The organism is Bradyrhizobium sp. WSM2793, assembly GCF_000379585.1.
In the GTDB taxonomy this organism is placed as follows: Bacteria; Pseudomonadota; Alphaproteobacteria; order Rhizobiales; family Xanthobacteraceae; genus Bradyrhizobium.
Map to the genome: position 1 here is coordinate 51,273 of NZ_KB902785.1, position 20,985 is coordinate 72,257.

At 59.8% G+C, this 20,985-nt stretch carries 15 protein-coding genes; 3 read left to right on the plus strand and 12 right to left on the minus strand.

Annotation, left to right across the window (positions count from 1 at the left end; genetic code table 11):
- Positions 1-306: 306 nt before the first annotated feature.
- A complete protein-coding gene (locus A3AS_RS0119975) occupies positions 307-6,258 on the plus strand; it encodes an AAA domain-containing protein (protein WP_245283228.1) in 5,952 nt (1,983 codons plus the stop codon).
- On the plus strand, positions 6,255-7,622 hold the full coding sequence (locus A3AS_RS0119980) for a hypothetical protein (protein WP_018319338.1): 1,368 nt from the start codon (positions 6,255-6,257) through the stop codon (positions 7,620-7,622). Before A3AS_RS0119975 ends, A3AS_RS0119980 begins: the two co-directional genes overlap by 4 nt.
- A gap of 503 nt (positions 7,623-8,125) precedes the next feature.
- Here the strand turns inward: A3AS_RS0119980 and A3AS_RS45280 are convergent.
- Positions 8,126-8,311, minus strand: a complete 186-nt coding sequence (locus A3AS_RS45280; RefSeq protein WP_084674863.1) for a hypothetical protein — start codon at positions 8,309-8,311, stop codon at positions 8,126-8,128.
- A 34-nt stretch (positions 8,312-8,345) separates the two neighbouring features.
- On the opposite strand from A3AS_RS45280, the gene A3AS_RS47425 reads away from it, so the two are divergent.
- Positions 8,346-8,624 (plus strand): hypothetical protein, encoded by a 279-nt coding sequence (locus A3AS_RS47425; protein ID WP_157644324.1) that lies wholly within the window; start codon positions 8,346-8,348, stop codon positions 8,622-8,624.
- 165 nt (positions 8,625-8,789) lie between these two features.
- Here A3AS_RS47425 and A3AS_RS50080 read toward each other — a convergent pair whose 3' ends face one another.
- From A3AS_RS50080 to A3AS_RS0120020, 11 genes are all read right to left on the minus strand, one after another.
- Positions 8,790-9,080 carry a GIY-YIG nuclease family protein gene (locus A3AS_RS50080; protein ID WP_371260688.1) on the minus strand — a complete coding sequence of 97 codons (291 nt, stop codon included), beginning with the start codon at positions 9,078-9,080 and terminating at the stop codon, positions 8,790-8,792.
- 33 nt (positions 9,081-9,113) lie between these two features.
- A complete protein-coding gene (locus A3AS_RS0119990; RefSeq protein ID WP_018319341.1) occupies positions 9,114-10,022 on the minus strand; it encodes a restriction endonuclease in 909 nt (302 codons plus the stop codon).
- Positions 10,023-10,091: 69 nt separating this feature from the next.
- A complete protein-coding gene (locus tag A3AS_RS0119995; RefSeq protein ID WP_018319342.1) occupies positions 10,092-10,679 on the minus strand; it encodes a hypothetical protein in 588 nt (195 codons plus the stop codon).
- A gap of 109 nt (positions 10,680-10,788) precedes the next feature.
- Positions 10,789-10,956, minus strand: coding sequence for a DnaB-like helicase N-terminal domain-containing protein (locus A3AS_RS0120000; RefSeq protein ID WP_157644326.1), 168 nt, complete (start codon positions 10,954-10,956; stop codon positions 10,789-10,791).
- A gap of 264 nt (positions 10,957-11,220) precedes the next feature.
- Positions 11,221-11,403 (minus strand): hypothetical protein, encoded by a 183-nt coding sequence (locus tag A3AS_RS49100; protein WP_245283229.1) that lies wholly within the window; start codon positions 11,401-11,403, stop codon positions 11,221-11,223.
- Positions 11,404-11,452: 49 nt separating this feature from the next.
- Positions 11,453-12,316, minus strand: a complete 864-nt coding sequence (locus A3AS_RS49105) for an ATP-binding protein (protein ID WP_245283230.1) — start codon at positions 12,314-12,316, stop codon at positions 11,453-11,455.
- The gene (locus A3AS_RS0120005; protein WP_245283231.1) at positions 12,288-14,717 is read right to left on the minus strand and encodes an AAA family ATPase; all 2,430 of its coding nucleotides are present in this window, start codon (positions 14,715-14,717) and stop codon (positions 12,288-12,290) included. The genes A3AS_RS49105 and A3AS_RS0120005 overlap by 29 nt, the downstream gene beginning before the upstream one ends.
- Positions 14,718-14,720: 3 nt before the next feature.
- Positions 14,721-15,986, minus strand: a complete 1,266-nt coding sequence (locus tag A3AS_RS0120010; RefSeq protein WP_018319345.1) for a DNA repair exonuclease — start codon at positions 15,984-15,986, stop codon at positions 14,721-14,723.
- A 64-nt stretch (positions 15,987-16,050) separates the two neighbouring features.
- Entirely contained in the window at positions 16,051-19,113 is a 3,063-nt protein-coding gene (locus tag A3AS_RS0120015) for a TrlF family AAA-like ATPase (protein WP_018319346.1), read from the minus strand.
- Between the two features lie 161 nt (positions 19,114-19,274).
- Complete coding sequence (locus A3AS_RS50085; protein WP_084674864.1) at positions 19,275-19,496, minus strand: hypothetical protein; 222 nt, start codon at positions 19,494-19,496, stop codon at positions 19,275-19,277.
- Positions 19,497-19,891: 395 nt separating this feature from the next.
- The gene (locus tag A3AS_RS0120020; protein WP_018319347.1) at positions 19,892-20,527 is read right to left on the minus strand and encodes a dethiobiotin synthase; all 636 of its coding nucleotides are present in this window, start codon (positions 20,525-20,527) and stop codon (positions 19,892-19,894) included.
- Between the last annotated feature and the right edge of the window lie 458 nt (positions 20,528-20,985).

The following is a 20,985-nucleotide window of genomic DNA, read 5'->3' on the forward strand; positions in this document are numbered from 1 at the left end:
CCCAACTGCAATACCGAACGCCCCGTCAGCGAGATCTTTTGCGAACGCACGTTGAACGGCCAAACCTGCGGCTGGGACCTGTCGGCGGTCGATATAACGCCGGCCGGATCGACGAGGCCAAGGCCAAATCCAGCTGTAATTCCTCCTCCGAGCGCCCCGACCTGCCGAAACGGTCATCAGGGCTCTCCTGGCGACCTGATCTGCAGCTTATGCGGCGAGCCGATCATCGAAGGGGACGAGGCGCCCTCACCGACGGAGCCCATTCCGACGCCACAGCCCGCGCCAGCGCCCGGCCACGAAACGATCGTGGACGGTTGGCATCTGCAGGATCGGATCGCCTCGTCCAGCACAGTTCGCGAGCGCTTCGTCGCCACGCGCGCCTCAGACGGACAGCGAGGAATACTCACGCTTTACGCTATAGGCTCGGAACCGGACCAAGCGATCTACGATGTGCTCTTAAAGCTCCCTCGAGATCACGTCCCGGAATTCTTCGCAACCGGTCGCTGGCAAGACCGCGCCTACGAGGTCGCGGAGGAATTCAAGGGCGGCACTCTGGCGGATTTTGCCGTCGATCCAGCCGATCCGGCGTCTCTTGCGACGTTGGTCGGCGAGCTCGCCAAGGCCGTTCACGCTCTCACCGAAGCCGGATTGCGACACAGGGATCTGCGCCCTTCCGTGGTCTTCGTGCGGTCAAAAGAGCCACTTGACCTCGTCATCGGGGGCTTCGGCTCGGCACGGCTCTCCGAATTCGACCTCGATATCGTGTCTCCGCTTGAAACCACTCGCTATATGGCGCCCGAGGCGATCGCTGGCGGCGTCGCCCCGGCTTCCGACTGGTGGAGCATGGGGATGATCTTGTTGGAGAAGATCACCCAAGGCGCGTGCTTCGCAGGCATCAATGAGCAGGCCTTTCTGATCCACATTCTCACCAACGGCGTACACCTCCCCGAAAGTCTGGATGAGCGGATCAACACGTTGCTGCGCGGCCTGTTGGCGCGTGATAGGCGTCAGCGCTGGCAGTGGAAGGAAGTTCAGGCGTGGCTACGCGGAGAAAGCGTATCAGCGCCAGCGGCCGATACAGCGGGCGACACAGAGGGCCGAAGCTCGATTTCGCTGGGCGGCAAACAATATCGATCTGCAAACATGTTCGCATTGGCAGCGGCGGAAGCTGCGAACTGGGACCAAGCCAAGGCGCTTGTCCTCAGAGGCGCAGTTGCAAGCTGGACTTCGGAGGCCGGCTTCGAAGCGGCTGTCGCGGCAGGTCTTCGGCAAATTCTGCGGACTGAGGACCTTCAGGAGGATTTGAAGCTCTCCATCTCCCTTAAAACCCTCAATCCGTCGATGCCTCTGATCGTCAGAGGCAATATCGTCACACCGGGTTGGCTGCTCGACCACCCGAGCGACGGTTATAGTCTGATCACAGGTCCTGCACCCGACCTGCTGCGGAAGATTGATCCGGACGATTGGCTCTGGCGCCTGAAGGTCCGCTCGGACACGGTTCGTAAGCGGCTGGACCAACTCGAAATCGCCGTCGATGAGGATGCTCTGCGCGTTCACCTGCTGTCGACCTCTATGGCCCGCCTGGCCGCGCTCTGGGAAGAACGGCGAAAGCTTTTCCCCGATACCGACCATGCCGGTGTAGCAGCGCTCACTGAGCGCCGCATTTCGGCAGAAGAAGACCTCGTCATCCTGCTCAGCGCGACCTCGAACCAGTTCCGCTCGGTCGCCGAGGTCATCGAAGAAGCAGAAAAGGAAGCATCGACGGCCGGGCTCGGCAACTTTTCGGCAGAGGAGACGACAGCGCTTCTCAGCCGCCCACGTCGCGAGATCTACCAGGCGATTGACGAGCGCATTCAAAACTTCGCCAGATGCGGCATCAAGGAAGTCGACGAGTGGGCGGACCAGTTTCGCCTGGACAGACGGATGCCCTTAGGGCGCGCGCTCGCCCTTCTATGTGTGCCCGCCGAGACGTGGAGAGCGCTCCCGAAGCAAGGCTATGTGTCGACGATCTTGGAGTTCTTCGCCAAGCGGATTTCAGGCGGCGTGTTGCGCGGGCCGCTGACGCGCATGCTGATCGGCAAATCGGCCAGAATCGATCTCACCGAACTCGATACGTCCAGAGTGCCGGCAGCTGAGATTCTCGACCAACTTCTTGGTCGTACGAACCGGACCGTGAATGTCGATCCGGCGGCTTTCGCCGATGACGACGGGCTTGAGCGAAGGTTGCGCTCCTTGCACTCCCATGCATTGCTCTACAGGCGCGATACCGGCATCGATGGCCTGTTCATGGGATTTCCTTTCCTGATCATGCGCGATCATCGACCGAACGCGAGACCGCGGATTGCGCCCGTCCTGCTGTGGCCGGTGCGCGTCAATCCGGAGGTCGGAAACCGCGGTCATGTCACTTTAGGTTATGGGCGCGAGAGAAATCCCGATACCGAGATCGAGCATGTTCTCGTCAATCCCGCTCTCGAAGGAATGGTCGGCATTCCCGAGGCGAGACGTTGGCAGGAAGCGGCCAACGAGCTCCTGACGCATGCAAGCTTGTCCGTCCAGGCGGTGATGGACGCCTTCAGCCGATTGGCCAAGCCTATCGGCAACGAATTGACTGCTCTTCCCGGAAAGGACGTCGAAGTCGGCGCGCAAGAACGGCAGCTGGTGCCAGCAGCCGTGCTGTTCCATCTGGCCTTCATGGGCCAGGCGGTGATGAAGGATCTCGAGACCCTCCGCGGCTTGCCGCCGACGGCCACCGCACTCGAGGCCGCGCTGCGCCTGAACGAACAGCAGGCGGCGCCTTCGGCATCCCCACCGCTGAAAGAGGCCGACCGGTACTTTACTGCGGATAGTGATCCCTCGCAGGAGGCGGCCGTCCTCGAAGCACGTCAGGCGCCGGGACTGGTCATCGAAGGACCTCCCGGAACCGGCAAGAGCCAGACCATCGTCAACATGGTCGCGGACGCCATCGGCACGGGAAAATCGCTCCTCGTGATCTGCCAGAAGCAAGCCGCTCTCGAGGTGGTCCGCAAGCGCTTGGATAAGGAACGCCTGACGGATCGCTTCGTCATGATCACCGATGCCCACCGCGACCGTGAGCCGATCGTCGGCGCAATCCGTTCGCAGGTCCAGGCTTTGCACAACCTGTCTCCCGGAGGGTCTCCGGCCTGGAAGCGAGAGCGCGATCGCCTCGCCGCTCGCATCGAGACGCTCGAGACAGAGCTGGACCGTCGCCAGGTTGCACTTCATTCCGTGGATGATCGAACCGGATTGTCCTATCGAACGCTGCTCGGCGAACTGCTCGAGATCGAAGAAGGCAGCCCGAAACCTATTGACGCCCCTGAACTCCGCCCTTTGGTGGCAGATCTACATCCCGCGGACGTGGCGAGGATCGAGGAGAATTGCGGCCCGCTTGCGAAATTCTGGCTTCCGTCGAAATTTGAAGACAATCCTCTGTCCGCCCTCAAGCCGTTCAATCCCGATCGAGGAACCGCGGCCGCGCTGACCTTGCACCTACAGGCATTTTTGCAAGCCGACGCACGGCGGGAGCAGACCGACGCTGAGACGGCGAATTGTCTGAAGATATCGGATGCGGCGGAATTTCGGTCCTGGCGCGTCGAAGCGGATGAGCTCCGCTCGATCAGCGATTCGGTCTGCGCAAATCTCGCTCGATTGCGGCCGCTGTTTCGGAACGTCGAGGATGGCACATCGGAAGCTGCGCGCATTCTTGAGGGCCTATCAGCGATTAAAGAAATCTTCTCATCGCTCAACGGCCCGTCCTACAAACCGAACTTTTGCTCCAAGCTCATCGCCTTCAATGAGGAAGAGCTCTGCTCTGCCGGGGAACTCGCGGGCCAAGTTCGCTTGCCGGCAAGCGCCCTACAATGGCTCAACCCGCTCCATTGGCTGCGAACGCGCCGTGTACGCCAGCTCCTTGCGTCATTGCAGCTCCCGCAAGATAACGACGCCATCAGCTCGTTGTACTATGCGGTCGAGCTCGAATTGGCCATACGCCGGCCAAGGCACGAACTCGAGCAATATTTCACGATCCTGTTCGGCCGTGCCCCCAATCTGGATCTGTCGCCCGGTCAGCTAGCCGATTTCGCCGAGCGCCTCGGCTCGTTCCTCAATGGTCTGGCAGGCCACAATTCGCTCATCGATCGGTGCCCGGAACGGCTTGAGCTCGAGAGAGCGCTCTCGGCCGGAACGACCGCGGAGCTCGGCAGGTTCTTTGAGCGGGCTGAACTCGCGCTCAGAAGGCATGACACGCGGGAGGAGAGCCGCGCCGCATTGGACCGGCTGAGGACCTATTTCGACGAACTGTGGCTCGGATCGAGACGCTCGGCGATCGAGAATGGTCGCTCCAATGCGAGCGCCATTGACCAGATCGCGCAGGCTCTGCCGATGCTGAGCAGCTACCAGGAATATCGACTTCGCTCTTCGCGCCTGGACGACAAGGAGCGCGCCATCTTCGCAACACTCAGGTCCAGGGAGTCCGAACTTTCGGAACTGGCTTCCGAAGACCTCGACGCCTGCATTCGCGCCACTATAGGCCGCGAGGCCCGTTTGGCGTGGAAGGCCGATATGGAGGGTGCGAATTCTGACGTCTTGTTCGACGCCGACGAGCTAGATGCGAAGGTAAAATCGCTCGCGGAAGCCGACGCACAGATCCGGCAGTACAACCGGGATCTTCTCGTCCAAGGTATCGATGCAGCAAAAGTGCGTCCGACCAGCGAGTGGGACGCGATCACCAGGCTGCGTGGCCCAAGAGCGCTAAGATTGCGCGAATTCATCGATCGCGCCGCTCCGCTCGGTCTTTTCGCACTCCGGCCGGTCTGGCTGATGACGCCAGATGTCGCAAGCCGCGTGCTGCAACCTCGCGCGGGACTCTTCGATACCGTCATCTTTGACGAGGCTTCGCAGATGCCCGTTGAGTATGCGCTGCCCTCCCTGTTCCGCAGCAGGCTCGTCGTCGTCAGCGGCGACGAAAAGCAGATGCCGCCGACCTCCTTCTTCGCCAGCAAGGTCGAGAACGACGAAGCGGCAATATTCGACGGTGAAGAACCAGAAGAAGGAGCCAGCGAGGAGGAACGCGAAGCCTTCGCGGAGACGTGGAATCGCAGAGAGATCAAGGATTGTCCCGACCTCCTCCAACTCGCCCGCTCCGTGCTTCGGACCCGTACTCTGCAGGTGCACTATCGTTCGAAATATCGAGAGCTGATATCATTCTCGAACGCATCGTTCTACGCCAACGGCCTTAGCGTGCCCGTTCGCCATCCCGTAGAGACAATCCGCAGGCTCAAGCCGATCGAAGTCGTGCGCTCGGACGGCACTTACAAGGCCCAGACGAACCAAAAGGAAGCCAGCGATGTCGTACAATACCTATCGCAGCTTTGGGAGGATTCATCGCCACCGTCAGTCGGTGTCGTCACATTCAACCGCAAGCAGGCCGACGCCATAGAAGATGCTTTGGAAGATCGCGCCGAAAACGATGCAGCGTTCCGAGAGGCATTGATGCGCGAGCGCGAACGTATCGAACATGGCGAGGACATGGGCTTTTTCGTCAAGAATGTGGAGAACGTGCAAGGCGATGAACGTGACATCATCGTCTTCTCCACGACATTCGGCCGCAACGAACACAGCGTTTTCCGCAAGAGCTTCGGCGCGCTAGGCCACGCCGGCGGCGAGCGCCGCCTGAATGTCGCGGTAACACGTGCGAGAGAAAAGGTGGTCATCGTCACATCCATGCCGATATCGGAGATATCGGACCTGTTGACGAGGCGGAGTGGTCCCAGGGTGCCGCGCGACTATTTGCAAGGCTACCTCGAATATGCCAGGACGGTATCCGATGGTCTTGCAGACTCCGGAAAGACGCTCCTGGACCGGATGGTAACCGAACCACGTCCCCACCACGAAGCTGGACATCATGAGGACGACGGCTTCACCAAGTCCGTCGAAGCCTTTCTGGAAGCGAATGGCTATAAGCCCAGTCGGGCTCGCGATGGCGGCGCATTCAGCCTTGATTTTGCCGTGACCGATCCCCGGACCGGCCTCTACGCCATAGGCGTGGAATGCGATGCGCCGCGACATCATTTACTACAAAGAGCGCGGGCTCGCGAGATCTGGCGTCCCAATGTGCTGGGAAGAGCCGTTCCTTATGTCCATAGAGTTTCGTCGTATGCTTGGACTCATGCTGGAGACGCCGAACGCCTCCGGCTCAAGAACGCTGTCGAGCACGCGCTTCGTGGGGGAGGATTGCAATGAGCGGACCCAAAGCCTTCAGGATCGTTACCCGAGCCGAGATCATCGCCATCTGCCACCGCAACCTGGCGCGGCTTGACGCCGCGATCGAAAGCTGGACCTCCGCCGGCAAACGCAACGGGACCATTGAGCAGAAGGACATCGACAAAGTCATAGTCCGGCGAGATGAGCTTCGTCGCCTGCTCGAGGCCGATCGTTTCATCGAACTCCAGAAACAGGTTGCCGCCGAGATCGCCTTCCTTCAGGCGGATTCCGAGCGCCGGGTCGAAAGAGCTGCCGAAATGGCCGCCCGTTCGAGCCGCGAATTAAGGCGCTCGAAAGCGGCAGCCGAGGCGCTGCTACAGAGACTGCAAACTCTGAAAGTCGAGATTCCCGCCGACATTCGAAGCGAGCTCAGTGGCTTGGCCGAATCTTCCGAGCGCTTGGAAGCGGCCATGGCAAAGGCGCTGCTGCGGCTTCCTTTTCAGGCGGCACAGGATAGCGCGACAGACCGCCAACGCGAGCTTGCTACTCGCCTGGGCGCCGGCGAGCGCCGTGGCACCCTGCGGGACTGGATTGCCGGGCAAGCTCAGGAGATGGAGGATCCCGCCTTGGGACGCGTCGACGCTCTTCTCGGCGAGTTGCGTGGGCTTGGCATCGATCCATCCCCATTCTCGGGCCGTGTCGCGCTCTTGGAAGCAGAGCCTCCGGCTCGAAGATCGCTTATCGCCGATAGCCTTCTGTTGGATCTGGCCGCGGCCGTGAAGGATGGCCGCGCCAGCGCGCGACTAGCGGACGAGCTTCGGGCGCGACGCGCCGAGCTTTCCGTGATGAAGTCAGCGGTGGCTACCTCGCTGCTGATCGAAATCGAGGAGACCCTCGCCTCGCCGGCGCCCAGCAACCGGCAAGAACTCGTCAAACGTGCCGACGTTCTCATCGAGAAAGAATTCAATGCAATGGCCGCGGCGGAGCGCAGGCGCGCGGTGCTCGAAGGCCTTGCCAGCCTTGGATACGAGGTATCGGAGGGAATGGCGACCGCCTGGGTCCAGAACGGCCAGATTGTCCTTCGTAAGGCGGCCCATCCTGGCTACGGAGTAGAGCTCCTGGGTGGATCGAGATCGGATCTCCTCCAGGTGCGCGCTGTAGGTATCGGCAGCTCGGCCGAAGCTCGCGATGCAAATCGTGACCAGGACATGGAAACGATCTGGTGCGGCGAGTTCGATCGCCTGAAGGCGTTGGTCGCTAAAGCAGGCGGGAACGTTACTACGGAATTCGCAAGGCCGGTCGGTCAATTCCCTTTGAAGATCGTCTCAGATCCGGGTGCAAGCCAAGAAGCGGAAGTTGCCGAAAGATCATATCGATCGGTGCCAGCGAACCAGCCCACTTAGCAATTGAGAGAAGCCAGCTATAATCTAACAAAGATGATCTCGCACATGTCCGCGAAGATCACACTGACCTGCGTATCTTCTTTGCTGGAGTGTGGTAGACGCGCAGCCGCCCTATCGGCGCAAATTCAGACAAAGGAGCAGGATGTTGCCGTCGCGCCACGTCGCCCATCGCGACGGCGTTGCGGATTGCTCACGAATGCTCCTGTTTCGACGCGTGCGGATCCAACGAGCCAAACGGGATCAAGGCTAGCAACGACCAGAAGAAACAGAGGGATGCGACCGCTTCATAGGGTGTTATCGAGCTGACTATGTCGTTTGACAGCTTAGCAGCGCGCTTCATCCTGTAAGCAGTGAAGTCGATGATTGTTGCCGAGGTCTCTGTCATCTGTTTCGTCCATGTCACTCTTGAAGCGTCACGCGCGTTTCATGTTTGCGGCAGAGCTATTCTGCCGACTCCCATCTTCCGGGAGCGCGGTCGGCTGCAGCGAATCGGGTCCCACGTATCAAGCCGTTCGCAACCAGCGAAGCCATTTGTGGTCGGCCTCCCGCCGCGCCTTGAAGCGGTCGACGCATTTTCTGGAGCAAAGCGCCGTGCGCCAGCAGTAGTAGCGGATAAGCCCGAACCTTCCGCCGCATACCGCGCAGCACCTTCCTGAACCGTCGTAGGACGCATGATCGTCGTTGCGCATTTTCGCCTCCTGTCGGCGTTACGCGGATCTCCCCATGCATTTCCATTTCCGCCACGCTCGCACGTCAAAGCGCGGCGTCGCCAATTCCGATTCTCGCGCCATGTATGTACGGACTATCAGGCGCCAGAGCGTGACTCTGATGTGCGCCTCCTTCGACGCGGCGCGCTCTACTCGATCGCCCTCGCCGGGATTTCCTATTGTAAGAGAGAATTTGATCTTGATTGATGCAATTAGCGGCGCGTTGACGATTAATTCCTGCGTCTTTTCGCCGATCTTCGACGACTTCAACTGGCAGGCGACGGCGATCGCTTAGCAGCCCTGGCCGGATCTCGTGTAACCCGCATTGCCATACCGCTCTCGAGGCGCGGTGGCCTGATCCCGTGCGTTCCTCAGAAAGGACGCTTGGAGAGAGCCAACGATCGCGTGATCGCCATGCAGAAACATCTCAGCCAATCCTACCGCGTGAGGAGCAGCAGCTTCAGGCTGCGGGGGCTGTATGCAAGGAACGCTCTAGCCTCGCAATGTTCCAGAACGGTTTCACAGCTATCTCGTCTATCTCGCCGGGACACCATGTCTGCGCTTCGCGCAATCGACGCAGCTTCCGATCGGTTGTTCTGCCGACCTTCACAGTGCAACCCCAACGTATCGTGTAAGTCCAGCCGCAATTATTTCGGGGAATCTTGACCAGCAAGGATCGATGTTGGGGCCAGACTGTTGCGTCATCTTTGATCCGCGCTCCGCGACTCAGATGACCAGTATAGCTGCTCATGGCTACAGCGTAGAGACCCGGTCACATGACTCGCTAGAAATGCGGCGGCTCCGCGTGCCATCGCACCAGATCATCCATCGCAACGAGCGCGATCTTGCTCGTGAGCGCGGCAGATTCGATCGCTTCATCTGTGAAGGTTGACGTGGTGATGATGTAGCCACGATGAGCGTGCTGCTCCTCTACAACCCCCTTGAATTGCTGGATGGTTGGACGTCCCACTTTGTTGGACGATGAGTTGCGTTTACACTGGACGATAATTAGGCCGTCAGGGTGAGTGGCAAAACCATCAACACCGAAATCATTCGATTTTAGAGTAACCCAAGCTTCGAGGCCGGCCCTGTGGAAGAAGCTCATGCTATGTTGCTCGAAGTTGAATGGGTCCATTCTGAGCAGGTGTTCTCGGAGCGCCATCTCCTCTACTGGCATCGAGAATCTGGTCGGGTCGAGCGGCTGTTCCTTCATTACAGCCTTCATTTGCGCGCTGGTGCGACGCAGTCGTTCATCTTCAACAATGACGTCGATGATGTCAGCGATATGGGTACGGGCCTCGGGACTTGTTACAACGGCTTCGATGATCGACGTGATACCAGCGGTGCCGAGGAAGACCAGCAGGAGTACTGGGACGCCCAGAGCGCCGCCAAACGCTGCTATGCCGGCAGCATGACCTCCGATTAGGGGGATCGCAGCAAGCGTTGCCGGCAGCGCGATCTTCATCGACCACGGAAGGTTTGACTTCCGGTAATTCGAAGTGACTTCGGAAATACTTCTCGCCATAGCTACGATAGCGGTGCGCGAGTTGATCAGTGCATTTAGTTGCTTCAGCTTATCGATGGAGCTAGCGTCGCTCGCGACGACTTCGCGTGACAGGCTTAGCCAATGTATCGCCAGCGCCCGATCTTCCGGCCGGGTGGTGTGTTTGATGGCCGAGGCAAAGAGGCCCACTAGCCATGTCCTAATTCCATTCGTTTGGTTATCAAACACGCCTGCCCCACTCGTGAGTTCGCAATGCTTCTACCTACAGCTAATCTCTAGATCGTCAGTGTCGCGCGGCAACTCCTCTTTCTCGTTCGCTTTGGGGCTTACGAACTTCATGTTGACGCGAGGCGGGACAGCAAAGTCCACGTCGAGATAAGAGGTGCCAAGTTTCATGGTGCTTTGAATCCGCTTTGCGGTTGCCGCGCTCGTTATGAGGGCCGTAACGAGCACACCGCCGTTCGTCGCTTTGGCAACAATGGCATTTACCTTCTGAATGTCGGCGTTGCCGGTTGATTTCAAGCGAAGCCGAGCTTTCGGCGGAAGGCCCCATGTCACCTTAAACGTGGTGACTTCGTAACCCATTTGTTCGAGCACAGGCAGGGCATCGCCCACTTGCTGGGCGAATGCATTGAACTCCGTCATCATCTTACCAGTCGTATCCGAGAAGTCCGGAAGCGAAAGGTCAGGCATCGAAGGCAGGGAGACGGATGGCAGCGACGGCATGGCGGGCATCATGTCTCGCGCAGATTTTGTGATGCTGTCGATCCGGCTTGGCGCGGCCTCTTCGGCCTGAGCAACTGCGGCGGTCACAAGCCACACGGCAATTATCGAGAATGCCTTCATACAATTCCCCCATGTTGCCGATGGATTAGGCATGGCCATGGAATGATTGCAATAGGCATCATGCACTCGGTAAAGATGTTAGGGCGTTAACTTGAGAACCGCTCCAGGGCTAAGCCGGACCATCGAGTGAGCCCAGCATTACCGCAACAAGAGACCGTCCCGCGTCGTTGTTGAGGAAAATCGCGCCGATCAAGGCTTGCTCGGCTTCAATATTATGCGGCATCCTGGGAACCGACATCTCGGACATCTGTTCGAGCCGGAACGTCATCTTCGCCATTTTGACTCGAATGTCGATGTGCTTAGTCGCCAACCGATTCTGCATCAACGAGAATCGGATGGCACGGGGGAGCTTACCGTTGACGCTCCCGGGACAGCCAAGCCTGCTTAGATCAAATTAATCGAAAACAGGTCTTGCACAACACCACGAATCGCACGTCGCTTCCGAAACGGCATCCCATTTCATTCGGTCCCATTTTCAGAGCGACACAGCAGATAGCGAGGTTACGGTCGCCCCTCCAGCTAATTCGGCCGCCGCAAACGCTCAGGCGAACTCAAATTGATGCGCCGCCGCGTCCAAGCGATGCAATTGCGCCGTCGGGCATACGCGTCGAACTATCTCGCACAGGTGCTGGTGATGAGTGAGGTAGATGACCTGTCCGGCCTGCGCCATCTCGGCGAACAGGCGGAAGGCTTCCTCGGCGCGAAAATCGTCGAACGTCTCCATGATATCGTCGGCGACGAACGGCACAGCGCTGCGACCACGCGTGAACTCATCATATCGTGCAACCCGAAGCGCGAGGTAAAGCCCGCGTACCCTTCGAGAGTTCGTCTGCCGCTTTCGAGCCACCCGCAGCGGAAAGCGCGATGAGCGTCTCCCCGTCCTTGCTGGGTTGGGCAGCAAGTCCCGTATAAGCGCCGCGGCTTATGGTGCGAAACGCCGCCGAGGCGCGCATCATCATCGAGCTGCGATGGCGCTCGCGATAACTGGCGAGCGCATGCTCCGTCGCCGCTATGCCAGCGCGGAGCTGGAGATAGCGCATCGCGCCGTCCTCGATCTCCAGCAGCGTCGTACGGCGGCACTCTTCAATGGCGGCGACCGTGGCATCACCGCCGATCGCCTCGACCTGATCTCTCGCCGCCGAGCATGCCGCGAAAAGCTCGTGGCAGCGCGTGTCCTGGTCTTCGAAGCGCGCCTTCAGCTCGATCAACTCCGCCTCCAGCGCCGATCGATCCGCCGCATCGAGTGCGGCCTCGGCGGCGACGAGATCGCGCGTCCGCATCGCTTCGAGGATTTCGCGCTCTGTATCTTCGGCCTGTCCGCAAAGCTCGCCGCGCCGTGCGACGTCGGACAGCTTATCCGCCACCGCCGCCAGAGAGGTGACACCGAAGAAGGCGATCATTCGATGCTTCTGCTCATTGTGGATCGCTAATCTTTCTATGAATGAGCGCTGCCGTCCTTTTGCCTCCTCCAGCCTGTCGATAGCCCTCTTCCGGCGATCACTCTCGGCGTCTGCCTCACGCACCTTCTCGCCGATGCGCTGCGCCAGTTCGAGGACAGACGCCGAACCGACCGGGACGCCCAACAAGCCCGCGAGGGCCACCACCTCGTCACGAAACGTCGCCTGGTCCTTCTCCAAATTTTCGATGCGGTCGACGAGACCTGCTCGCTTCTCGAGCGCCGGCGCAAGATCGGCGATCGCAACGAGGACCTCGCGGACCACCGATGGCCGGGACCTCAGGCGCCTCACCGAGCCAGGAGCCACGGCAGGTCGCGGACCATGCCTTGGCCCAGATTCGCTCATCAGATTCAGCCAGCTCGGCCGCACGCTCGCGTAAATCAACGTCACGCTGGCGCCCGTCCAACTCGGCGCGCAGGCGGCACAGCTCGGCCTCACGGTCGAGCGCCGCCTGAGCACTGGCGACCAGCGCGTCAAAATCCGCATCGGACTCTTGCAGCCGGCCGGCTCGACCGAGCGCGGCGCGCAGCCGCTGCGTCGCCGCGCCAGCATCCGACTGCGCAGCGCGAAGATCCTGCTCGGCGTTCCGGACAGCTTCCCGTGCCTCAAGCGCTCTTTCCCGGCGGACGAGCCAATCCTCGAGCTCCGGCAGGGATGGCACCGAAACGAAGGAGGTTGTCATTGTGCGGACAGCTTCCGCCACTTCCACGTCGAGGCGTCCCAGCGCCGCGGCGGCGCCGTCCTTCAGCTCGACGGCGCGCTCAAGGTCGGCCCGCGTCACGGCCAGCGCCTGCCCGCTCTGGTGCAGCTTCGCGAGCTCCGACATATGCGAGAACCGGCCGGCGCTGATGATGTCGTCGTGGCGCATCGCTGCCTCGAAGGCATCGGCCGATGCGAGGTCGAGAGCGTGCCGATGCGCCGCCCATGCCTGCTCGCGCCGCCTGCGAATCTCGGCAGCCTCCTGATCAGTTACGACACCCGTTACGGAGGCGAGGCCCGCCCATTCCGCCTCGAGGCGGCAGAGCTGGGTCGTCAGCCGCTCAATCTCGCTCTGGTGTCGGACGAGCACGGCTTCCGCATTGCCATGCGCAGCTTTCCAGCGCTGCACCGTGTCGGGACCGGGGCAGGGCATGGCAACGAGGTCATCCGCCGTCCCTTGCCAGGGGCGCAGCACTGACAGGCGATCCGAAAGCACCTCAAATGCGGTGACGCGGGCGCGTTCGGCCAGGCGATACCGAACATGATGATCTGCGGAACGCAGCGCCTCGACAGTGGTCGCGAGCTCCGCCATTGAGCGATCCCGCTCCCGCGCGGTCTGTGGATCGCCGCCGGTTTCGGGAGCCCTCTCCCCAATCTCGTCGAGGCGACGGCACGCCTCGGCGAGTTCCGCAGCGGCGTTTTGGATTGAGGCGTCGATGCCCGAGCGGGCTTCGATCAGCTCGCGCAGTCGGCCGATCGTGGCCGCCGTCAGCACGAGGCGGCGGGGCTCCGTCTCCTCTTCGCGCTCGACCCGTTGCAAGATCGTCGAAATGACGCGATCGATCTCCCGGAGTTGCAGCCGCCTCTCGGGAATGTCCTTCTCCGCGGTCACATGGCGTGCGCGCAGTTCCGCGAGCCGTTCCACCCGTTCAGCGAGCCGCAGGGCAGCCTCGTCCACCGCGATCGCCGCGATCTCGTCCGCAAGCCGCTCGACTTCGTCAGCGGTGGCGTTCGTCTGGACGCCCAGCTCGATCTCCTCCTTCTGCAACCCGGGCACCTCATTCGCCCAGCCTGGTGGGGCATCGGGGACATCCGCAAGCGGAGCGAGGCGTTCATGGATGCGGCGCAGCGCCACAAGCCGCGGGAGTGCGGCGAGATGGCGCTGGATCTGGTCGATGCGTCCACGAGCGCAGGTGCGTTCGGTGACGGCCTCATCATAGTGTGTCTTGGACCGATCCCGGGTTTCAACGAGCCGGGCGTGATCCGAGGCCAGGATGTCGAGTTTCTCCCGCTTTGCCTTTAACTCCGCGAGCCGCGCCTTGAGATCCACGAGTACGCCGCTGCGCCCTCGGAATTTATAGAAGCCATCTGCCTCGGCCCTAACATCGATGAGCTTTTGGCTGAGATGGGAAAGACCTGCGCTCGCAGAAAACAGCAATTGTCCGAGATCGCCCTTACTTGCCAGGATGCTTTCGCCGCCCTTCTCGAGCGACTCGTCGTCGAGTGAGAACATGGTGCGATAGGCGTCACGCTCGATGCCGCCGAGTTCGCCGCGAATTGCGCTTTCCGGGATAGGGCGTTCATCGGCGTCAAGCAGGCTGTTCTGCGGCCGCTTGATCCGCGCGAACTCCCGCTTTTCGCCGTCGAACTCCAGCGCCCCGCCAATCCGCATGGTGGAATAGGGATGGAGGAAACCGAACGGACTCTGCGTTGCAATTCCGAACAGCAAGTCGAGAAACGCGGTAAAGGCGGTCGATTTGCCGGCTTCGTTCGGTCCGTAGATGACATGCAGGTCCGGCTGATCGGTGGGCCGCTCGCCGAAATCGATGCTGTGGTCGGTGAATTTCCCGTACCGGGTGAGGTCGAGGCGGCGCAGGCGCATGTCTCAGGCACCCTCGCCGGTAGGATCAAGGCGCGCCATCACGCTTTCCGCTCCGTCATGCGCCAGGCGCGTGAGCGCGTGCCGGAACGACACCTCATCGGCGCCGAAGACGTCGCGGCTTTCCGGCGGGAGCTGCGCTCTTATCTCCTGAGCCATGCCGACAAGTTCGTTCTGGAAGGCGTCGGAGGTGAGTATGTCCTCCTCGATCACGCGGCGGAGTTCGAAGAGTGGATCCTCGGATGGCTCCTCGCCCCGCTCGGCCGGACGGCAGACGATCTCCAACTTCTCAACCCAGCAGGCCCCGATGACCGAGGCTCTGTCGTCCGCCTCCGCCTTCAGCAGATCCGTGTCCCGGCGAATCCGCCAAGCCAACGGAGTTACTCCCTCTATCCTAACCCGTGCGACGAGATGATCTGAATTAACCTCGTTGCGCTTGCTTTCCAAGGCACGCGATATGGCAGACGCTAGCTCGCGCCAGTCTTCTATTCCGTTCGCATCCACCAGAACGCGCTCGAACTGCGCGACGCTGGTGGCGCGCTCCTCGATATGGACCGAACGATCGTCCTTGATGGTCACGAGCGTCACGGATTTGGGCCCAGCCTCGTTGATGTCCCGGCCCTGCGGCATACCCGGCATCACGATGGCGCACGCCCCTTCGACGACCGAACGCTTGTGTACGTGGCCGAGCGCCCAATAGCGAAAGCCCGTGGCGCTCAGATCAGCAATAGTACAGGGAGAATAGAGGTCGTGGCCTGGCGCTCCGCCGAGGCTGGTGTGCAAGATGCCGATGTTAACCGCCCCCTCGATAGCTGGCTTGTACCTGCCAAGCAGGCTCTCGGGTGCATGCGGCTGGGCGAAGCTCAACCCATGGATCACGATCGGGGTGCAGCCAGGCGCGCGATTGATTTCCATGGCCTCAGCGCGCCCCGTGAACACCTTCACCGAATCGGGCAGCACCAATTCTTTCGTGATTTTCGACATGGCGTCGTGATTGCCGCGGACGATGAACACCCTAATACCCGCTGCATCGAGGCGGCGAAAGTGCTCGGCGAGGAATCGCGCCGTCTTCATTGATGTTTGGTCGCCATCATAGAGATCGCCTGCAATCAGTAGCGCATCGACCTGTTCTTCAAAGCACAGCTCGATGATCCGCACGAAGGCTCCCCGCGTGGCATTACCGATCACATCCGCCAACCTCGGATCACGAAGCGCGAGCGAGCGCAGCGGCGAGTCCAGATGAATGTCTGCCGTGTGAACGAAGCGGTACATTAGCTGTCACCCACCACCGCGTCCGCATCTAGGAGTGGCTCGATCAATATGTTCAAGCCTGCTCTCAATGATACTTCTGACCTCTGTTATCGAACGCGATTTTAGTACCCTCAAGCACATCAACCACCGCTCGATTTATGATGCCATCCTCGATCGAACCCGAATGGTAAGAGATGCGCGCGCCATTCTTCCTATCAAATGTCGCATGAATGATTTGCTCGGCGTCGCACACCACCGCCAGATTGGGATTGTGCGTCACCATGATGATCTGGCGGGATTTCTTTGCCTCATTAAGTACCGGCACAAGCAAGCTCACCACAGTTTCGTTATCGAGGTTCTCTTCCGGCTGATCGAGCACGATCGGGTTACGGCCCTTGTCGACGAGTAGGTAGAAGATCAAAAGGAGAGCGCCGCGCTGCCCCGGCGATAGTTGCTCGATCTGCGCGTCTTGGAACAGCAAAGTGTATTTCGGTTCGAGATACTGAAGACCAAAGATATAGCTATAGACGTCGACCGGATCCTTGTCCTTGCGCATAAGCGAGCGGATACCGGGAATACTGCTTGCGGACTCCGCACTCTCGGCAAGTAGAGTGGCGATGTCTTCGGCAAACCCGATCGCGTCCACCGCACTCTCAAACCGATACCTTTCAAAACGGCTCCGTATTGCGGCAAAACTCTCGTCCTCTCCTCGAAGCTCCCCTTTGCTCTTCTTGATCGCGCTGAACAGATTCGTCGCAATAGCTTCGGGAGAGCCCAAAAGCCTCGCCTGGAACTGAAGCTTGTACTCTTCTCGGATCAGTGAGTTGCTTTGTATCAGGTGCTGCAACGGGGCAAACAACGCCTCACGAGCAGCCCGCTGTTCCTCGAGAACGGCGAAAATCTGGCTGGTGATCTGCTGCCGCGATTCTCGCCTCTGAGCGAGAAGAGCCGGCAGCTCATCAATCTGGGCCACGCGACGCTGCAAGCCCTTGAGGCTTTCAGGCTCCGTGTCCGACCCTTCGATCGTCTCTAGCGCCGTTTGCCACTCCTTCAGAGCCTGTACATACGCCTGATACCTCTGTTGTGGCTCGTTCAGCTTCTCCGACAGGAGTTCCTGTTCCTCGACGAGCGCAGCCTGAGTGGTCGCAGCGTTTTCGGTCTTCTTCACGATCTCGCCGTCGCTGGTTGCAAGCGACTCTTGATGCTCCTTCAACAGTGGGCGGTTTACAGTCAGCGTGATCAGATCTTCCGCCTTCAGCCCAACCAAGGCGAGGTCGACGGTGATCTCTGCTGCAAAGGTCTCGAACTGCTTTTCGAGCAAGCTAATGCGCTCGTTGATGTTCCGGAGCGACCGCAGCTTCCTCCCGATGAGTTGCCGATCCTCTCCGGCTTTCTTGCTTTCCGCCGCCAGCGTCTGCAAACTCGCAGCGATCTCCGCGAGCCGCTCACTTGCCTGCTTCTGATCTGAGGAAAGCTCCTCCATGGGCGGTTCGACCGCAACCGGCTTGATGGCGTTGTGCTCTTCGATCTGCTTCGCCCTTAGCTTGATTTGCTCCTCAATGTTTTTTCGGACATTGGGATGAAGCTGATCCTCCGTGTTGACGATCTGCTCGTTGAGCGCGCGCAGCGATTTGCGAAGCTCATTCACCCGGGCTCGGAAGACGCTCTCCTGCTTTTCGATGAGCTGATCAAAATCAAGAGCGTCGAGGCGAACGTCGGTCGGCACGTGTGAGAAAATAACGGCTCTGAGCTCTTTCTCGAACTCGTCGGTTTTGCCCGAGACGTGATCATTGCAGAGGGCCTCGAAACGACCCTGCGGTATGTACCGAACTAGTTCGACACGTTCGGCCGACGGATCGTCGGCAAGGCCCTTCGCGCTCGGGTCGCCAGCGAGCCAGGACAGTTCCCCCACGAACTGACGGGCCGGCTCGCCTGCCTTGCCGCGGAAGCGATCCCGCTTGAGGAAGGAAAAATGCGCGCTCTGTTGGGAATTGCCAAGCAACGCGATGATGTCGGCCAGCGCACTTTTTCCACTTCCCTTGTTGCCGATGACCGCAATGAGATCGGGATTCAGAGGAATTTCCGTTCCGTGCAGCCAAGTTTCGGCAAGAACGCTGTCCTCAGCTTTGGCGATGCGAACCCGGTCGATGTAAAATGTCCTGTTCTGATTGATACGATCCAGCTTTGGTGGCCGTTCTCCCAGGAATGAACGCTTGGCAGGCTCCTTCAGAGCTTGCAGCAACCCTTTCCAGGTTGGATCGGCCTTGATCCAGGTGCGTTTCCCGGATGGAAAGTTGCCATAGCCGCGCTTGTTGTTGGTACCATCTCCACGGAAACAGTGAGCGTCGCTGCCGGAGACGGCCAACCGCGGAACCCCTTTTAATGCAGCTTGAAAATTTGCGAGCCACTTCTTGTTACCCTCTGTCGCAACGCCACAGAAAGCCGCCCACTCATCGGGCTTTCGCGTCTCAAAAATCGGCGAGGATTCAAACAGACCCAGCGCATAGGCATAGTGCTCCGACCACTTGACTGAGGCGAGCCCATCAAAGGTAGAGAAGGGGATGAAGCCCACCGCGTGATCCCCGGGCACGTGGCGGATCGCCTCCTTGTAGGAGTCCACCTTTATCTCAGCGATTGTGCATCCGGCCCATAACGCTTCGTCTCGATCCGACGCGACCTTGCCCTTATCAAAATTATGGTTAGCGAGCTTATCGGCGCCGACATATCGGGCGTACGCAATCAGCGCATCTGGTGAGAGAGGCTGATTGATGAGCTCGAGCTCCAGACGCGACAGAAAATCCCGAAGATGCTGGTCGCTAATCTCATTAGAAAAAAGGACGTGCGCATTAAGACGGCCCTCCATGGGAGCCGACAGGCGCAGCTCTATGCCGGGGAACACCGTTTTCTCGAGTGCTGGCGCACCATGCTGGGTTTGTCGGGATTTTAATGCGAACCAGCCGTCGAATGACCAGTAGTCCATGAGACCAAACGCGATTGGCGCGGCCTCGTTCAACGCGCGAATCATCTCATCGACGAGCTGGTTGTTTCTATCCGCATCGGACCCTAACCGGTCACCGTTCCAATGGAATGACGCTGGCGAGTGGATATGCAAGTCCCACTCGCGCCATTCTGACCCCCTCGAATACATCCTTCGCCCCCACAACCTGCAATTCAAAGCCAATGCGATACTGCCTATTTCTCCTTCGTTCAACCTTTGCCGAGCAAAGTCGGCGAGCAACCAAGCCCACCGGGCTAAGCTGTGGTCTTTCGGGCAGCAAAGCTGAAATCCCATTGCATTCATAACGCGAATCACGTCGTGAACTCTGGTTTCCCGTCAGCGCTGAATGCGCGATAGAACCCCTCGCGCACCAAGCCAGTCTCGCGCGCAACCCGGCTCATGCCGCGCGAGCGCAACGCCTCAACGATTGCTTTCGGATCCCTCGCCGCCAATGCATCGTTTATTGCTGCCTGAAGCTCCGACTCGCCTGGCAGCGAAGCAAGCTCATCTGCCGGTGCCGCGAGCGCGTCCAGCTTAGTCGTAGCTTCAAGAAGCTCAACACCTCTCCGTCGGAGAGATCGACGATGGCGTCAAGGGAGCGCTCACAAACCGGAGTTGGCAACGAGAGGCCTGGATCCTGGCGGCTCGGTTTGCTTGAACGTTCCGAACTCGAGGACGATTTCCGCGGTCCGCGCACGAACCGTAGCTGGCAGATGCAGATGTACTTGAACACCTGTTTACCGCATGCGCCCGCGGGAATACCGGGTTGCCGATTTATTACCATTAAGGGCAAATCGGAGAGTGGCGGATGAGCTGTCGCACACCAACGAGAAGGAGGAGCACGTGCCGAGAAAAATGACCGGGTCTGATGGAGTATCGGTTACTATTCCAGATGGCGGTCGCCAGATCAACGACTTCATCTTTAGTGTCATGGGTTGAAATCATCGCGCAAGAAGGAGGTCTTGAACGCAGCTTGCAGCGTGTCTGCCGACAGAGGCGCAATCCAGGGCAGTCGGCCTAACCACCGCACCCGTCCAATCTCGCAAATCGCCCTCACAGCATCCGAATTCTTTTCGCCAACGAAGGCGATTCCAAGAATGTCGATCTGGCGTCTTCGGAGCGCCTCTATGGACAGCAGTGAACAATTAATCGTGCCCAAAGTTGTGCTCGCGCAGAGCACGATAGGAAGTCGCCATCTCTCCAAGAGGTCAATGTAAAGCGAGCCGCAATTCAGCGGCTCCATTAGTCCCCCGGTCCCCTCGATCACGAGCGGCTGCCCTCCGGTGTCCGGCACGTCCATCGACTCCGTTTTGATGCGAACCTCGTCAATCTCCGCGGAACTGTAGGGCCAAGCGGCCGTTTGCAGCCGGTAACGCTCAGGCACGATGTGATCCGACGGAAGGCTGCCAAGCCGGGCGACGCGCTCGGTGTCCGTTTCTCCTTCGACGCCGACTTGAATCGGTTTCCAAAACTTCGCACCGAGGAGATTGACAAGTCCTGCGCAGAACACCGTCTTCCCGATGCCGGCGCCCGTAGCGGTCACCACAATCCGCTGCTGGCTCATCGAGCTTTGCCTCTTGTCTCCTCCTGCAGTGTACGCATCTCATCCTCCACGATTTTCAGTGTCAGTTCACAAACGTGCGCCAGTCGGGAGGCCCCGCCTCGCGCTTGGGAAGATCGGCAGTCTACGTTCGGCGTGCGACCCGACCTTCCAGCGAGTCGAGCAAAAGGCAACTCAGCGCACTTACGACCACTTTTTACTCTCTCAACGCCAGGCAGCGGCCGCACAATTTATGCAAGACACCGATGACGTTCATTGCCGATGCCCCTGGCCTGAATGGGCCTGCCCCGCATGGCCGACTGATAGGTTGAACCATAGAAGTCTCGCGCGCAGACCATCGCGCTTCCTTGAGTTGTGTGTCATGCGTTGTGACAGGTCGAGATTGTTTTCGGCGCACAAATACTGTCCGGATCGGACGAAGGCATTCACGTCCGGCACGATGTATCCTAATAGATGCAGAA

Excerpts from the sequence above, each read along its gene's own strand:
- A3AS_RS0120020 (WP_018319347.1), bottom strand. The coding sequence starts at position 20,527 with ATGAGCCAGCAGCGGATTGTGGTGACCGCTACGGGCGCCGGCATCGGG.
- A3AS_RS0119980 (WP_018319338.1), top strand. The coding sequence starts at position 6,255 with ATGAGCGGACCCAAAGCCTTCAGGATCGTTACCCGAGCCGAGATCATC.
- A3AS_RS0119995 (WP_018319342.1), bottom strand. The coding sequence starts at position 10,679 with ATGAAGGCATTCTCGATAATTGCCGTGTGGCTTGTGACCGCCGCAGTT.
- A3AS_RS47425 (WP_157644324.1), top strand. The coding sequence starts at position 8,346 with ATGCATTTCCATTTCCGCCACGCTCGCACGTCAAAGCGCGGCGTCGCC.
- A3AS_RS45280 (WP_084674863.1), bottom strand. The coding sequence starts at position 8,311 with ATGCGCAACGACGATCATGCGTCCTACGACGGTTCAGGAAGGTGCTGC.
- A3AS_RS49100 (WP_245283229.1), bottom strand. The coding sequence starts at position 11,403 with ATGGAGACGTTCGACGATTTTCGCGCCGAGGAAGCCTTCCGCCTGTTC.
- A3AS_RS50080 (WP_371260688.1), bottom strand. The coding sequence starts at position 9,080 with ATGAGCAGCTATACTGGTCATCTGAGTCGCGGAGCGCGGATCAAAGAT.
- A3AS_RS0120015 (WP_018319346.1), bottom strand. The coding sequence starts at position 19,113 with ATGTATTCGAGGGGGTCAGAATGGCGCGAGTGGGACTTGCATATCCAC.
- A3AS_RS0120000 (WP_157644326.1), bottom strand. The coding sequence starts at position 10,956 with ATGGCGAAGATGACGTTCCGGCTCGAACAGATGTCCGAGATGTCGGTT.
- A3AS_RS0120010 (WP_018319345.1), bottom strand. The coding sequence starts at position 15,986 with ATGTACCGCTTCGTTCACACGGCAGACATTCATCTGGACTCGCCGCTG.
- A3AS_RS0120005 (WP_245283231.1), bottom strand. The coding sequence starts at position 14,717 with ATGCGCCTGCGCCGCCTCGACCTCACCCGGTACGGGAAATTCACCGAC.